Origin of the sequence: Hamadaea sp. NPDC050747, from assembly GCF_040654195.1 — a bacterium.
Taxonomy (GTDB): Bacteria; Actinomycetota; Actinomycetes; order Mycobacteriales; family Micromonosporaceae; genus Hamadaea.
Window position 1 is genome coordinate 238,129 of the sequence record NZ_JBFAHM010000003.1, and the last position, 13,046, is coordinate 251,174.

The 13,046-nt window shown below is 70.1% G+C and carries 16 protein-coding genes; 4 read left to right on the forward strand and 12 right to left on the reverse strand.

Annotated elements, in window-relative coordinates:
- Positions 1 to 34 precede the first annotated feature (34 nt).
- Together greA and AB0H43_RS07510 are read right to left on the reverse strand one after the other, a co-directional pair.
- Positions 35 to 526, reverse strand: a complete 492-nt coding sequence (greA, locus tag AB0H43_RS07505) for a transcription elongation factor GreA (RefSeq protein ID WP_359998005.1) — start codon at positions 524 to 526, stop codon at positions 35 to 37.
- Positions 527 to 587: 61 nt separating this feature from the next.
- Positions 588 to 1,019 carry a DUF4307 domain-containing protein gene (locus AB0H43_RS07510; protein WP_359998007.1) on the reverse strand — a complete coding sequence of 144 codons (432 nt, stop codon included), beginning with the start codon at positions 1,017 to 1,019 and terminating at the stop codon, positions 588 to 590.
- 153 nt (positions 1,020 to 1,172) lie between these two features.
- Between AB0H43_RS07510 and mca the strand changes: the two genes are divergently transcribed.
- The 3 genes from mca (at position 1,173) to AB0H43_RS07525 (ending at position 4,927) form a co-directional block, all read left to right on the forward strand.
- The gene (gene mca / locus AB0H43_RS07515) at positions 1,173 to 2,042 is read left to right on the forward strand and encodes a mycothiol conjugate amidase Mca (RefSeq protein ID WP_359998596.1); all 870 of its coding nucleotides are present in this window, start codon (positions 1,173 to 1,175) and stop codon (positions 2,040 to 2,042) included.
- Positions 2,042 to 2,266, forward strand: a complete 225-nt coding sequence (locus AB0H43_RS07520; protein ID WP_359998649.1) for a hypothetical protein — start codon at positions 2,042 to 2,044, stop codon at positions 2,264 to 2,266. Before mca ends, AB0H43_RS07520 begins: the two co-directional genes overlap by 1 nt.
- A gap of 123 nt (positions 2,267 to 2,389) precedes the next feature.
- Positions 2,390 to 4,927 carry a bifunctional diguanylate cyclase/phosphodiesterase gene (locus AB0H43_RS07525; protein WP_359998010.1) on the forward strand — a complete coding sequence of 846 codons (2,538 nt, stop codon included), beginning with the start codon at positions 2,390 to 2,392 and terminating at the stop codon, positions 4,925 to 4,927.
- Here the strand turns inward: AB0H43_RS07525 and AB0H43_RS07530 are convergent.
- Both AB0H43_RS07530 and AB0H43_RS07535 read right to left on the reverse strand, forming a co-directional pair.
- Positions 4,908 to 5,720: an isocitrate lyase/phosphoenolpyruvate mutase family protein gene (locus tag AB0H43_RS07530; protein WP_359998013.1), complete on the reverse strand. Its 813-nt coding sequence runs from the start codon at positions 5,718 to 5,720 to the stop codon at positions 4,908 to 4,910. The genes AB0H43_RS07525 and AB0H43_RS07530 overlap by 20 nt on opposite strands.
- Positions 5,717 to 6,157 carry a carboxymuconolactone decarboxylase family protein gene (locus AB0H43_RS07535; RefSeq protein WP_359998016.1) on the reverse strand — a complete coding sequence of 147 codons (441 nt, stop codon included), beginning with the start codon at positions 6,155 to 6,157 and terminating at the stop codon, positions 5,717 to 5,719. The genes AB0H43_RS07530 and AB0H43_RS07535 overlap by 4 nt, the downstream gene beginning before the upstream one ends.
- Positions 6,158 to 6,204: 47 nt before the next feature.
- Here AB0H43_RS07535 and AB0H43_RS07540 point away from each other — a divergent pair, with 47 nt between their 5' ends.
- Positions 6,205 to 7,569: a PLP-dependent aminotransferase family protein gene (locus tag AB0H43_RS07540; protein WP_359998019.1), complete on the forward strand. Its 1,365-nt coding sequence runs from the start codon at positions 6,205 to 6,207 to the stop codon at positions 7,567 to 7,569.
- A 117-nt stretch (positions 7,570 to 7,686) separates the two neighbouring features.
- Here AB0H43_RS07540 and AB0H43_RS07545 read toward each other — a convergent pair whose 3' ends face one another.
- From AB0H43_RS07545 to AB0H43_RS07580, 8 genes are all read right to left on the reverse strand, one after another.
- Positions 7,687 to 8,265, reverse strand: a complete 579-nt coding sequence (locus tag AB0H43_RS07545; RefSeq protein WP_359998022.1) for a TIGR03086 family metal-binding protein — start codon at positions 8,263 to 8,265, stop codon at positions 7,687 to 7,689.
- 48 nt (positions 8,266 to 8,313) lie between these two features.
- Entirely contained in the window at positions 8,314 to 9,270 is a 957-nt protein-coding gene (locus tag AB0H43_RS07550) for an NAD(P)-dependent alcohol dehydrogenase (RefSeq protein ID WP_359998024.1), read from the reverse strand.
- Positions 9,270 to 9,500 (reverse strand): helix-turn-helix transcriptional regulator, encoded by a 231-nt coding sequence (locus tag AB0H43_RS07555; RefSeq protein WP_359998027.1) that lies wholly within the window; start codon positions 9,498 to 9,500, stop codon positions 9,270 to 9,272. The genes AB0H43_RS07550 and AB0H43_RS07555 overlap by 1 nt, the downstream gene beginning before the upstream one ends.
- On the reverse strand, positions 9,494 to 9,922 hold the full coding sequence (locus AB0H43_RS07560; protein ID WP_359998030.1) for a hypothetical protein: 429 nt from the start codon (positions 9,920 to 9,922) through the stop codon (positions 9,494 to 9,496). The genes AB0H43_RS07555 and AB0H43_RS07560 overlap by 7 nt, the downstream gene beginning before the upstream one ends.
- A 48-nt stretch (positions 9,923 to 9,970) precedes the next feature.
- Positions 9,971 to 11,197: an RNA polymerase sigma factor gene (locus AB0H43_RS07565; protein WP_359998033.1), complete on the reverse strand. Its 1,227-nt coding sequence runs from the start codon at positions 11,195 to 11,197 to the stop codon at positions 9,971 to 9,973.
- A gap of 2 nt (positions 11,198 to 11,199) precedes the next feature.
- Positions 11,200 to 11,553, reverse strand: a complete 354-nt coding sequence (locus AB0H43_RS07570; protein WP_359998036.1) for a YciI family protein — start codon at positions 11,551 to 11,553, stop codon at positions 11,200 to 11,202.
- A gap of 35 nt (positions 11,554 to 11,588) precedes the next feature.
- Positions 11,589 to 12,200 (reverse strand): dihydrofolate reductase family protein, encoded by a 612-nt coding sequence (locus AB0H43_RS07575; RefSeq protein ID WP_359998039.1) that lies wholly within the window; start codon positions 12,198 to 12,200, stop codon positions 11,589 to 11,591.
- 118 nt (positions 12,201 to 12,318) lie between these two features.
- Positions 12,319 to 13,008, reverse strand: coding sequence for a hypothetical protein (locus AB0H43_RS07580; RefSeq protein ID WP_359998042.1), 690 nt, complete (start codon positions 13,006 to 13,008; stop codon positions 12,319 to 12,321).
- Positions 13,009 to 13,046 lie beyond the last annotated feature (38 nt).

The window sequence follows — 13,046 nt, forward strand, 5'->3', positions numbered from 1 at the left end:
CCAAAGGGATGATTGGGATCATCCCTTGTCGACTTCAGCCCGCGAAGGGTTCGAACTTCACGATGCTCACCGTGATCGTCGCACCGCTGGGTGCGGTGTAGCTCACAGACTGCCCGGTCTTGGCGCCCATGATCGCCGCGCCCAGCGCCGACTCGGGGCTGTAGACCGTCATGTCGGTGGTGGCCGCGATCTCCCGGGAGCCCAGCAGGAAGGTCTCGGTGTCCTCGGGGTCGTCGTCGAACTGGATCGTCACGACCATCCCGGGTGAGACGGCGTCGGCCGTCGGCGCGTCGCCGACCCGGGCCGTACGCAGCAGCTCCTGCAGCTGACGGATGCGGGCCTCCTGCTTGCCCTGCTCCTCGCGAGCGGCGTGGTATCCGCCGTTCTCGCGAAGGTCGCCTTCCTCACGCCGGGCGTTGATCTCCGCTGCGACCGCGGGCCGCGCCGCGATCAGCTCGTCGAGCTCACCCTGCAGCCGGTCGAACGCATCCTGGGACAGCCAGGTGTTGGTCTCGGTCGATGGCACGGCGGACTCCTTGATTAGATCGGACAGAAGTTCAAACTTAACAGCGTACGCCCACTGTGGGTCAGCGGTTGGTTTCCGCGTCGTGGGGGTAGCAGCGCTCGACTTCGCCCGTCACGGGCCGTCCGTTCGTCGCCAGGCGGTACTGGACGACGGTCCGCTGGGGCTCGGCGCCCGCCGTGACCGCCACGGTCGCCCGGCCGATCTCGGCCCCGGCCTCGTCCCGCGCCCGGACGACGCATTGCGCCCGGCCGCCGTCGGGCAGCCGGACGACGAACTCGACGTCGACGGCGTTCTCACCGGTGACGAACCGGCTGACGCTGGAGCTGTAGTCCTGTTCACCGTAGGCCCGGTACAGCCGGAGGCCGGCGAAGACCATGATCACCAGCAGCAGGACGACCCCGGCGAGCTGCACAGGCCGGGGTACGCGCTGCGGCGTACGCTGCCGCCCGTAGCGGCCGGGCGGGAATACCGGGTGGGTCGTCTGAGCTGTCACAGTGCGGGGTCCTCGATGCGATCTGGTCACCCGCGGCGAGGCCGGTGACCGCATTGTCGGTGGTCGGAGTCAGAATGGCTGTGAACCATCATCGCACTGGACCGAAGTGCTGAGACTGCAGAGGGAGATCTGGTGAGTGAGCAGCTTCGCCTGATGGCCGTGCACGCCCACCCCGACGACGAGTCGAGCAAGGGCGCCGCCACCATGGCCCGTTACGTCCGGGAGGGCGTGGACGTGCTGGTGGTGACGTGCACCGGCGGCGAGCGCGGCGACATTCTCAACCCGAAGCTGGCCGGAGATCCGGAGATCCTGGCCAACATGGCACAGATCCGGCGGGCGGAGATGGAGCGGGCCCGGGAGATCCTGGGCGTCCGGCAGGAGTGGCTGGGCTTCGTCGACTCGGGCTGGCTGGAGGACTACCGCCCGGAGCACGCCGACAAGCTGCCCGACGGCTGCTTCGGCCGGGAGGATGTGGCCACCGCGGCGCAGCCGTTGATCAAGTTGATGCGCGAGTTCCGGCCCCACGTCGTGATCACCTACGACGAGGAGGGCGGCTACCCGCACCCCGACCACATCCAGTGCCACCGGGTCAGCGTGGCCGCCTTCGACGCAGCCGGCGACGCGCAGGTTCACCCTGAGCTGGGCGAGGCCTGGCAGCCGCTGAAGCTCTACTACCACGTCAGCTTCACCCGTTCCCAGTTCACGGCGCTGCACGAGGCCTGCCTCGCGGCCGGCATCGACAGCCCCTACGCCGAGCTGCTGGCCGATTGGCCGGCCGACCGGGACAAGGGTGACCGGGTCACTACGCGTGTCGAATGCGGCGCCTACTTCCCGATCCGAGACGACGCGCTGCGGGCGCACGCCACTCAGATCGATCCCGACGGCGGCTGGTTCCGGGCGCCGCTGACCATCCGGCAGCAGGGCTGGCCGACCGAGGACTACCAGCTGGCGAAGTCGTTGGTGGACAGTCCGACGCCGGAGAGCGACCTGTTCGCCGGCATCCGGAAGGAGGGGCTGGTCTGATGCTGGCCGAGTTCTTGTCCGACAACAATTTCGGGGACACCCGATCGGGCGGTCTGGCCGGGCCGATGGGCCTGCTTCTGATCGTCGTGCTGGGCATCGCGATCGTGCTGCTCATCCGCAACATGAGCAAGCGCATCAAGCGCCTTCCGGCCTCCTTCGACGGCGAGCCCGCCGAGGGTGACGTGGTTGAGCAGGTTGAGCCGGGCCGGGACAATTCTCGATGATCCATGCGGTTTTTCGGCCGGGGAGACTGTCGCCGGTCGAGATAACGCCGTAGCCTTCCCACCGGGATTCGCGTCAGCCTGCCTGTCCGCCGGGAACCCACGAAGAGGGGGTGCGGTGTGCTGATGAACAGCGTGGTTCACCGCATTTCCGAGGGGCTGCGGTCCGGTTTGGACTGGTCGCGGGGGACGCTGCGGCGGGCATACCTGGCCAGTGGGGCGCCCGAACTGCCCCGTCGTGCCCGGACTCTCGTCGGCTTCGCGGTCGGGGCCGCCCTGGTCGTCTCGATCGGCGGAGTGGCGTTCTCCCCAGTGGACGACTGGCTGCGGTTCGCGATCGTGGTGGGCATGGTGGTGGTCAGCCACCTCGGCCGGCTGCGTATCCGGATCTCCGGCTCCAACTTCGCCACCGCCTGGGGCGACGCGGCGTTCATCGTCGCCGTCTGGATCGGCCCCGACGGCTGGCTGCCCGCCGCGCTGGGCCTCGGCGTCCTGCTGGCCAACCTGCTGCTCCAGGCGTTCGCCGACGAGTGGAAGCCGTTCGTCGAGATCATCCGGCGCTCGGCGAGCCTTGCCCTCGCGGCCGGTCCGGCGGCCTTGGTCGCTCACCTGCTCGTTCGGCAGGGGTACGACAAGATGGTCACGCCGGACGACGGGTTCGCCCTTGCCGCGACCGCCCTCGGCTACTCGCTGCTGACCGTCGTCATCACCTGCGTCTACACGTCGCTGCGCGACGGGCACAAGTTCGGCGCGCTGATGCGCCGGGCACTGAGCAGCATCTGGATGATGACGCTGGGCAACCTCGCGGTGGGCCTGGGGATCGTCGGCCTCCTCGGCGTGGACCTGCGCTGGCTCATCGCGCTTCCGCCGGTGCTGTGGCTGTTCCAGCAGGCGTACACCCATCGGCTGCTCGACTCGCAGGAGCGACAGGGCTGGAACCGCTACGCCGACGCCATCCGGGCGCTGCGCCGCCATGGTGACATCGCCGGCATCGCCAATGCGGGCGCTCGCAGCGCGTTGAGCCTGTTCCGGGCCAACGAGGTCGTCGTCGAGCTATTGAATCCGGACGGCCCCACCATGCGTTACACGGCGGGCGGCAGCCCTCTGCGCCGGAACGCGGGCGTCATCGCCTCGGTGACCCGGCCGCTGGAGGTCGCCGGTGAGCCGGTCGGCACGCTGACCCTGCACTTCGCCGGCACGGTCGGGCTGCGCAGCCGGGATCGGGCCGCCCTCGCGGCGTACGCGGACGCGCTCGGCGTCGCCCTGCACGACGCGGCGACGCACGCCGCGCTCCGGCATGCCACCGAACGCGCGGTCGACGAGGCCGTCCGCGACCCGCTGACCAAACTCTTCAACCGGGAGGCGCTGCTGCGCCGGGGTGACGAGACGCTACGCGGTCTCGACCGGTCGGCCGCGGTCGCCCTGCTGATGCTGGACGTCGACAACTTCAAGGAAGTCAACAACACTCTCGGCCACGTCGCCGGTGACCAGCTACTGCAGATCGCGGCCGGGCGGCTCGGCGATCTTGTGTCCGATGTGGAGCTTTTGGCCCGGCTCGGCGGCGACGAGTTCGGCCTTCTCCTGTTCGACCTGCCCGAAGACGGCACCGAACAAGCCCTGCGGCAGGCCGAGCGGCAGGCGCTGCGCCGGGCCCGGCGGCTCGCCGCCGCGCTCGCGGAGCCGACGGAGATCGCCGGAGTGACCGTCTCGGCCGAGACGTCGGTCGGCGTCGTCGTGGCGGCGGCCGGGCGAGTCGACATGCCGGAGCTGCTGCGCCGGGCGGATGTGGCGCTCTACCAGGCCAAGGACGGGCAGTCCTCGGTCGTGGCATACGACCCGTCGCACGACGGCGCGAGCACGGATCGGCTAGCTCTCGTCGCGGAGATGCGCACCGCGCTCGACCTCGACGACCAGCTGCTGGTCGCGCTGCAGCCCGCGATCGACCTGTCGACCGGGGCGCCCACCGGTGTGGAGGCGCTCGCCCGGTGGGAGCATCCCCGTCGCGGCCGGCTGCACCCGAAGGACTTCGTTCGCGCGGTCGAGGCCAGTGAGCTGCTCGCACCGTTCACCCGATACATCGTGGACAAGGCGTTGACGGCGGCGGCGCTGTGGCGGGCCGAGGGCATCGACGTGCCGGTCTCGGTCAACCTCTCCGCTCGCAACCTGCTCGACTCCGAGTTGCCGGCCGACATCGCGGTGCTGCTGCGAAAGCACCGCATCCCGCCCGCCCGGCTCGTCCTGGAGATCACCGAGACGGTCGTCATGAGCGATCTCCGGGTGATCGACGAGGTGCTCAGCGACCTTCGGCAGCTGGGCGTACAGCTGTCCGTCGACGACTTCGGCACCGGTTACTCCTCGCTGACCTTCCTCACCCGCATCGCCGTCGACGAGGTCAAGGTGGACCGCAGCTTCGTCCGGGCCATGGGCGACTCGCCGCAGGCCGCCGCGATCGTGCGGACCACCGTCGACCTGGGACGGCAGCTCGGGCTGCGGGTCGTCGCGGAAGGCGTGGAGACCCACGAGCAGCGCCGGGTGCTCACCGACCTGGGGTGCACCGCCGCTCAGGGCTTCCACTTCTTCCGGCCGATGCCCAGCGAGGAGATCACCGCCGCGCTGCGCAGCCTCCCCGAGCCGCCGGCCGACGCTATCGCCGCCGTGAGCTGAGCCGCGCCAGCAGATCCGCGTGCTGTCGCCGCACCGCGGCGTGTACGCGAGCACCGAAGCTGATCCGGGCCACCCCGAAGGCGGCCAGCTCGTCGACGCTCGGTGGGCCGTCGAGGCGGCCGAGGATGTTGACCGGGCCACCGACCTCCGCCACGAAGGCGCTGATCGTCGCCGGATCGTCCAGCAGGATCGGGTAGACGCAGTCTGCGCCGGCCGCGAAGTATCGGCGGGCTCGGTCCACCGCGTCGGCCAGGGCGTTGTGCGTACCACTTGATCGGAAGAAGGCGTCGATCCTGGCGTTGACCACGAGATCGACCCCCGCGGACCGCGCCGCCTCGCGCACCGCGGCCAGGAAGTCGGCCTGCCGAGCCGGATCCACCATGGTGCCCGTGGCCGGATCCGAGTCCTCCAGATTGCAGCCCGCGGCGCCCGCGGCAGCGAGGCGTTCGACCAGCTCGGCCGGGGGGAGCCGGAAGCCGCGCTCCACGTCAGCCGTCACCGGTACGCCCACCGCCCGGACGATTCGCGCGATCGCGTCGAGGATCTCGCCGACCGGCGCGGTCTCCCCGTCCGCATGGCCGAGCGTCTCCGCGAGCGCGGCGCTGCTGGTGGCCACGGCCGGGAAGCCGGCCGCCTCGACCGCCCGGGCCGACGGGACGTCCCAGACGTTCGGTAGCACGACGGGATCACCCGGGCGGTGCAGTGCCCGCAGCGTCGCAGCCCCCGTGACGAGGTCGGGCCCGGCGCCGGACCACTCGCCGGCGCCGGGAGCCCAGGAAGACGGGGGAGTCACGACAGTGACCACGGGTGCGCGGTCGCGCCGAGCCGGTTCCAGGCGTTGATCACCGTGATCGCCCAGATGAGCTCGGCCAGCTCGACCTCGGTGAACTGCTCGGCGGCGCGGGCGAAGACCTCGTCGGTCACCGGACCCTCGGTGAGCCGGGTCGCCGCCTCGGTCAGTTCGAGCGCGGCCCGCTCGCGGTCGGAGAAGAACGGGGTGTCGCGCCACACGGTGATGGCGAACAGCCGGCGGGGGTCCTCGCCGCCCTTGACCGCGTCGGCGCTGTGCTGGTCCACGCAGTATTCGCAGCCGTTGAGCTGCGAGGCGCGCAGCCGGACCAGCTCCAAGAGCGGTGCTTCCAGCTGGGTCTTGCGGGCGGCGGCGTCGAGCGCGTTCATCGCCTTGTTGATGTGCGGGGCCAGGGTGTCGACTGCGAGACGAATCTTCATGCCGTTGACGGTACGGACCGATTGGCTCTGCGCTAAGGTCCAATACCGTGGCGATTGACTGGGCCAATTTCGGCGTCGACCTGCATCTCGAGCTGGCCGCCTCGACCAGCCGCCGGACGGCGCTGGAGGAGGCGCTGCGCGACGCGATCCGCTCCGGCCGCCTCGCGCCGCAGACTCGGCTGCCCGCCACGCGTACGCTCGCCGGCGAGCTGGGACTGGCCCGGGGAACGGTGAGCGCGGCGTACGACCAACTCGTGGCGGAGGGCTATCTCACCGCTCGGCAAGGGTCCTTCACCGAAGTGGCCCGGCTACCGCCGATCTCGGTGCCGACGGCGGTTCCGGAGATCGTCTCGACGCCCCGATACGACCTGCGCCCGGGCAGCCCGGACGTCTCCACCTTCCCGGTCGGGGCCTGGACCCGGGCCGTACGCCGGGCGCTGTCCCGAGCGCCGGTGAGCGCCTTCGACTACGGCGATCCCCGGGGCAGCCTGGTGCTCCGCAGCGTCCTCGCCGACTACCTGGGCCGGGCGCGCGGCGTCCTCGCCAGCCCGGACCGCATCGTGGTGACGTCCGGCTACGTCCAGGCGCTGGCGTTGCTCGCAACCGTCTATAAGGGACGGACGATCGGTCTGGAGGACCCCGGGCTCGACTTCCATCGAGAGGTCGTACGCCAGGCCGGCGCCTCGGTCGTGCCCGTCCCGGTGGACCCCTTGGGTGCGGTGCTGCCGGTCGCCGGAGCCGACGCCGTCGTGCTGACCCCGGCGCACCAGTACCCGATGGGCGTCACGCTGCACCCGGAGCGACGGCGTACGGCGGTGGAGTGGGCGCGGTCCGGTGATCGGCTCCTCATCGAGGACGACTACGACGGGGAGTTCCGGTACGACCGGCAACCCGTCGGCGCCTTGCAAGGCACCGCCCCGGATCACGTCGTCTACATCGGAACGGCCGCCAAGACTCTGAGCCCGGCGCTCCGGCTGGCCTGGATGGTGCTGCCGGCGTACCTGGTGGAGCCGGTCGTCCGGATCAAGCGGCTGACCGATGTGCACACCGAAGTCGTCGGGCAACTGGCGCTGGCCGACCTCATCGCCGAACACGCCTACGACCGGCACATCCGGGCCTGCCGGCTGCGCTACCGCCGACGTCGTGACCAGCTCGTCGACCGGCTCCCCGGCACAGATCTCGGGGGCATCGCCGCCGGACTGCACGTCGTGCTGCGCTTGCGGCCAGGGCTGTCCGAACGTCAGGTTCTGGACGCCGCCGCAGCCCGGGGACTGGCGCTGGGCGCACTCGGTACGCATTGGCACGAACCCGGTACGCATCCGCAGGGACTCGTCGTGGGCTACGGCACGCCGCGTGAGGGGGCCTACCCCGCGGCACTGGACATGCTGGCCCGCGTCCTGCGCTCCTTCTAGCGCTGCCCGCTGTTGCTCCCGCTGTTGCTTTCGCGGCGGATCAGGGTTCTCGGTCGAATCTTGGCGGGTGATTCGACCGAGAACCCTGATCCGGTGGTGAAAACCGGTAATAGGTGGTTACGGCTTCCACTGCGGGTCGCGACCGAGGTGGCGCAGCAGCTGGGCGGTCGCGTCGTCGGCCGCCTCGCCAGCCAGGGCGTCGGCGTACGCGAAACCGCGCAGCGGATCGGCGGTCGCGTGGGCGATCGGGAGGAGAGCTTGCGACATCTCCGGCGTGAGCGGCGACGGCTGCCCGGTGGCGACCGCGATGTCCCAGGCGTGCACCGCCGCGTCGAGGGCGGCCGCCGCGACGACCTCCTCGGCCGACATGGGGGGCAGCGGGAGCGGCTTCGGGACGTCCTGCGCTCCGGCTTCGACCGTGGCGAACGCCGCCGCCGAGGCGGTCAGTGCCTGCTCGGTGAAGGCGGCCGGGTCTTCGTCGAGCTGCCCGGAGGGGGCGAACGGGTTGTACGCCGGTCCGGTGCCGACCCCGAGCGTCCCGGCGTACCCGAGCTGGTCGCCCGCGGCGTGCTGGAGGACCTGGGTGACCGTCCACTGGTCGCACGGGGTCGGCAGCTGCCAGCCGTCCGGGCCGACCCCGGCGATCGCGGTACGCAGAGCCTGGTGAGCGTCGTCGAGCAGGGTCCAGGTGGTCATCGGTGCCTCCGTTGTTTCCGAATTAGCGGAGCGGAACGTTCCATTCCACTATAGCTCCAGGGCGAGCTTCCCCGCAACCCTTCCCGCCTCCAGCGACCGAATGGCGTCGGCCGCCTCGGCGAGGGGATAGGTCCGGTCGACCGGCGCGACCAGGTCGCCTGTGACCAGCAGGGTCGCGAGGTGCTCGAGGTCGCTCGTGGCGGTGATCGAGAGGGGCGCCTTGAGCCGGTGCTTCACCCACGGGTCGAGCGCTTTCGCGTGGAAGTTGCGGCCCAGACCGCCGAAGATGGCGCCACCGTTCTCCGCACCGACGAGCACCAGCGTCCCGGCCGGCGTCAGCAGACTCCGTAGAAGCGGCAACGGCCGGTTTCCCGCGATGTCGACGATGGCGTCATAGCGCCCGGTCAGTGGCGTACGGGTGTAGTCGATGACGGCCTCAGCGCCCAGGGAGCGGACGAGATCCGCCTTGCCGCCGCTGCAGACCGCGGTCACCCGCGCTCCCGCGAGGCGGGCCAGCTGGACGGCGTACGCGCCGACGCCGCCACCGGCCCCGATGACGAGCACCGACTGTCCCTTCTGGACTTTCGCCGTACGCACCGCCAGCAGCCCGGTCGCTCCGGAGACGGGGACGGCCGCGGCTTGGACCGCGGTCACCCCGGCTGGGCGCCGAGCCAGCTTGCCAGGCTTGGCCGTGGCGTACTCGGCGAAGGCGCCGGTGCCGGTGCCGAAGACCTGGTCGCCGACCGCGAACTCCGTGACCCGTGCGCCGACCGCCACGATCTCCCCCGCGAGATCCATGCCCAGCGCGGACGACCTGGGTTTTCGAAGGCCGGTGACCAGCCGCATCACGCGCGGCTCCCCGGTCATCATGTGCCACGCGCCGCGATCCACCCCGGCCGCCTCGACGCGGACCAGGACCTGCTTGTCGCCGATCTCCGGCCGCGCCACGTCGCGCAGCTCGAGCACCTCGGCCGATCCGTACCGTTCGCGGACGATCGCCTTCATCACTCCTCCTCGGAGCCGTCGGGGTAGTGGAAGACCGCGTCGAGCGGGACCCCGAAGACCCGCGCGATCTGGAAGGCCATCTCCAGCGACGGCGAGTACCGCCCCTGCTCGATGGCGATGACGGTCTGGCGGGTCACGCCGATCCGGTCGGCCAGGTCCGCCTGCGTCATCTCACCGTGCGCGAACCGCAGCGCGCGGATCGAATTGGTCACTCTGGTCGGCTTCACCATGCCTGGAATGCCTTGTGGTACGCGATGATCTTGGCGGCCGAGCCGACCGCCGCCGAGAGGAAGAACCCCAGATAGATGACGTTGGCAATCCAGAAGTAGTCGGCCTCCCACAGGGCCAGCAGCATCCCTGCGACGCCGCCGACGACGATGAAGGACTGGCCGATGCGGTCGCCGAGGAAGCCGATCTCACGGTCCCGCTCGTCGACCCGGTTCCGCGTATGCGCGGAGAGGATCCCCGCCACGATGCTGACCAGGATGGTCGTGACGATCGCCGCCCCGATGGTGGCGATCATGAGCCCCGCGTACGGGACCTTGGTGAGGGGCGAGCCGGCCGAGCGGCCGAGGACGACCGCCACGTACACCGCATAGGCGACGGTGCTGACGACACCCATGATCCAGGCGCGTTTCTCTTCGAATGGCATACACATCAATGTAAAGCGATCTTGACACCGTGTCAAGAATTCTTTACATCAGGCGAGCTGGTCGCGGCGGCGCGCCAGATACGCGGTCTCGGCGGTGTTGCCGGCCAGCTCGATGGCTCGGTCGTACGCCGCCCGGGACTCCTGGCTGCGACCGAGCCGCCGAAGCAGATCGGCCCGGGCCGCGTGGTACGCGTGATAGCCGCTCAGCCGGTCCCCGAGACGGTCGACGGTCGCCAAGGCCACTTCCGGGCCGTCCAGTTCGGCGACGGCGACGGCTCGGTTGAGCGCCACGATGGGCGACGGGTCTATGCGTACGAGCAGGTCGTAGAGGGCGACGATCTGCGACCAGTCGGTGTCGCGTACCTCGCGGGCGGAGGTGTGCACCGCGTTGATCGCGGCGAGGAGCTGGTAGCGCCCGGGGGCCACCCGAGTGGCCAGCCGTTCGCGTACCAGCTGGTGGCCTTCGGCGATCAGGCCGGTGTCCCACGCGCCGCGGTCCTGTTCGCCGAGGCTGACCAGTTCACCGTTCGCCGAGATCCGGGCGGCCCGGCGGGCCTCGGTGAGGAGCATCAGCGCGAGCAGCCCGGCCACTTCGCCATCGGCGGGCAGGAGGGCCCGGATGACGCGGGTGAGCCGGATCGCCTCGGCGGTGAGGTCGTGGCGAACCGGATCGGTGTCGGCGCCGGTCGCCAGGTAGCCCTCGTTGAAGACGAGGAAGAGGACGGCGAGCACGCCGGTCACCCGGGCCGGGAGATCCTCACTGGACGGTACGCGGTAGGGGATGCGGGCCGCCTTGATCTTGGCCTTCGCCCGCGTGATCCGCTGCTCCATGGCGCTCTCCTGGACCAGGAAGGCGCGGGCGATCTGGGGCACCGTCAGGCCGCCCAGCATGCGGAGCGTCAGCGCCACCCGGGTCTCCAGCGCGAGCGCCGGGTGACAGCAGGTGAAGATCAGCCGGAGCCGATCGTCCTCGATGGGGCCGACCGGCTCGGGCGGATCGTCGTCGGTCAGCATCTGAGCCTCCCGGTGCTTGTCGTCGCGTTTGTTCTCGCGGCGGATCCGGTCGATGGCCTTGCGATGGGCGGTCGTGGTGAGCCAGGCGCCCGGATTCGGCGGTACGCCGTCCCCGGGCCACCGCTCGACGGCGGTCGCGTACGCCTCCGCCGCCGCCTCCTCGGCGATGTCGAGGTCGCCGAACCGCCGGGTCAGAGTGGCGACCACCCGGCCCCACTCCTCCTGGTGGGCACGGGTGATCGCCGCCCGGACGTCGGCCATGGTCACTTGCCCGGAAGCGGCTGGAGGTCGACGCCCGCGAACGGCCGGACCTCGACCTTCCGGTTGCAGGCCAGCGAACCGTCGCCGGCGAGCTTGACCGCGACGTCGAGGTCGGCCGCCTCGACGACCCAGAAGCCCGCGAGGTACTCCTTGGTCTCGACGTAGGGGCCGTCAGTGAACAACGCCGCCCCGCCGCGGTTGTCGATGACGGTCGCCGTGCTCGGCGCGGCGAGGCCCCCGGCGAAGACCCAGTGGCCCTCGGTCTTGAGCCGGTCGTTGAACACGTCGATGGCCGCCATCTCCTCGTCGGTGGCGAGGTCGGCCGCGTCGTGGATGACGGAGAACAGGTAGTGCATCTCGAATGCCTCTCGTGGTGTCGGCGGTGTCGGGTTCAGTCGGCGTACTGGGGCAGACCGGCGGAGCGGTACACCTGCAGCATGACGCCGTTCGGGAAGGCTCGGGACTCGGCCAGGTCGAGCGCGAGGTCGGGGCCGGACTCGGCGAACAGCCGCCGGCCCTGGCCGAGGATCACTGGGAAGACGAAGAGGTTCAGCTGGTCGACGAGATGATTCTCGAGCAGCCAGCGGGTCAGCGTGCCACTGCCGTGGACCTGCAGGTCGCCGCCGGGCTTGGCGGCCAGCTCCCGAACGGCCGCCGCGACCTCGTCCGAGCCGCCGGACAGCACGGTAGTGCCTGCCCAGCCCGGATCGGTGAGCGTATTCGACACGACATACTTGGGTCGCGTGTTCAACGAATCGGCGATCGGGCCACTGCCCGGCGCCTGGAGTCCCCAATATCCGGCGAACAAGTCGTAAGTCCGCCGGCCGAACAGGAACGTGTCGGCGCTCGCGTAGATCTGGTTGATGTGCTCGGCGGACTCCGGGTGGAAGTATGGCCGGGCCCAGCCGCCCCGCTCGAAACCGCCGCTGCGGTTCTCACTCCGTCCGCCGTTACCCTGCACCACACCGTCGACGGTGATGTGCGTCGTGACCGTCAGCTTCATGATCGTGGCTTCCCCTTCGTGGCGGCGCTCCCGCTGAGCGGCCTCTCACCCGTACCACGAACGCACCCGTCCCGATCCGACAACGCCACCCGGACTTCTTTCGAGAGAACTGAAGCGTCTACTCGGGCAGCGGCCGATACAGCTCCTGAAGATCCACGAGCAGTACGCGCGGGTCCTTCGCGGCGATGGCCGTCACCTCAGCGGTAAAGCCGGCACCTCCGTAACACGCCAAAATCGTGTCATCCGTGGGATAGCCCTTGAGTGCCAGCAACTCGCGAGCCCGCGCCAGCCGTTCGAGGTGATGACTGCCGATGACCTCGCCCCATTTCGCCTCACCGAGCGAAAGGATTCGCCGAGGACTGCTTGAGTCCTGCACGGCCAGTACCGCCACGCCGACCTCGATTTGCGTCCGGTTCGCCGGGTCGTTTACGACGCCCGATCCCACCTCTGCGGGGAAGTCGCCGAAGAGTTCGGCTCCGCTGTCGAACGCGTAGTCCCGACAGAGTGTCTCGAAATGCGGCCCGACGACCTGGGTGAGAAACGTCTGGCGCGTCGAAGCCCACACCGCTTCGGCGCGATGGATCTCCAGCTCGGACCAGCGCTTGCGCATGATCGCCTCGTAGAACGTGATCAGCGGTTCAACGATGTGGTAGCGCGAGCAACCAGGGCGAAAGAGATCAGGTTCCCGGCGGATCAGCGCACAGTCCTCAAGGACGTTGAGCGGGTGGGTTATCTGGTCGGACGTGCGGCCGATGTAACTGGCGATGCCGCCGTTCGTGGTGTTGCCGGTGGCGATGGCGGCCAGCACCGAGTGGTAGAGCGCGGGATCGCGGATGTCGGCCTCCT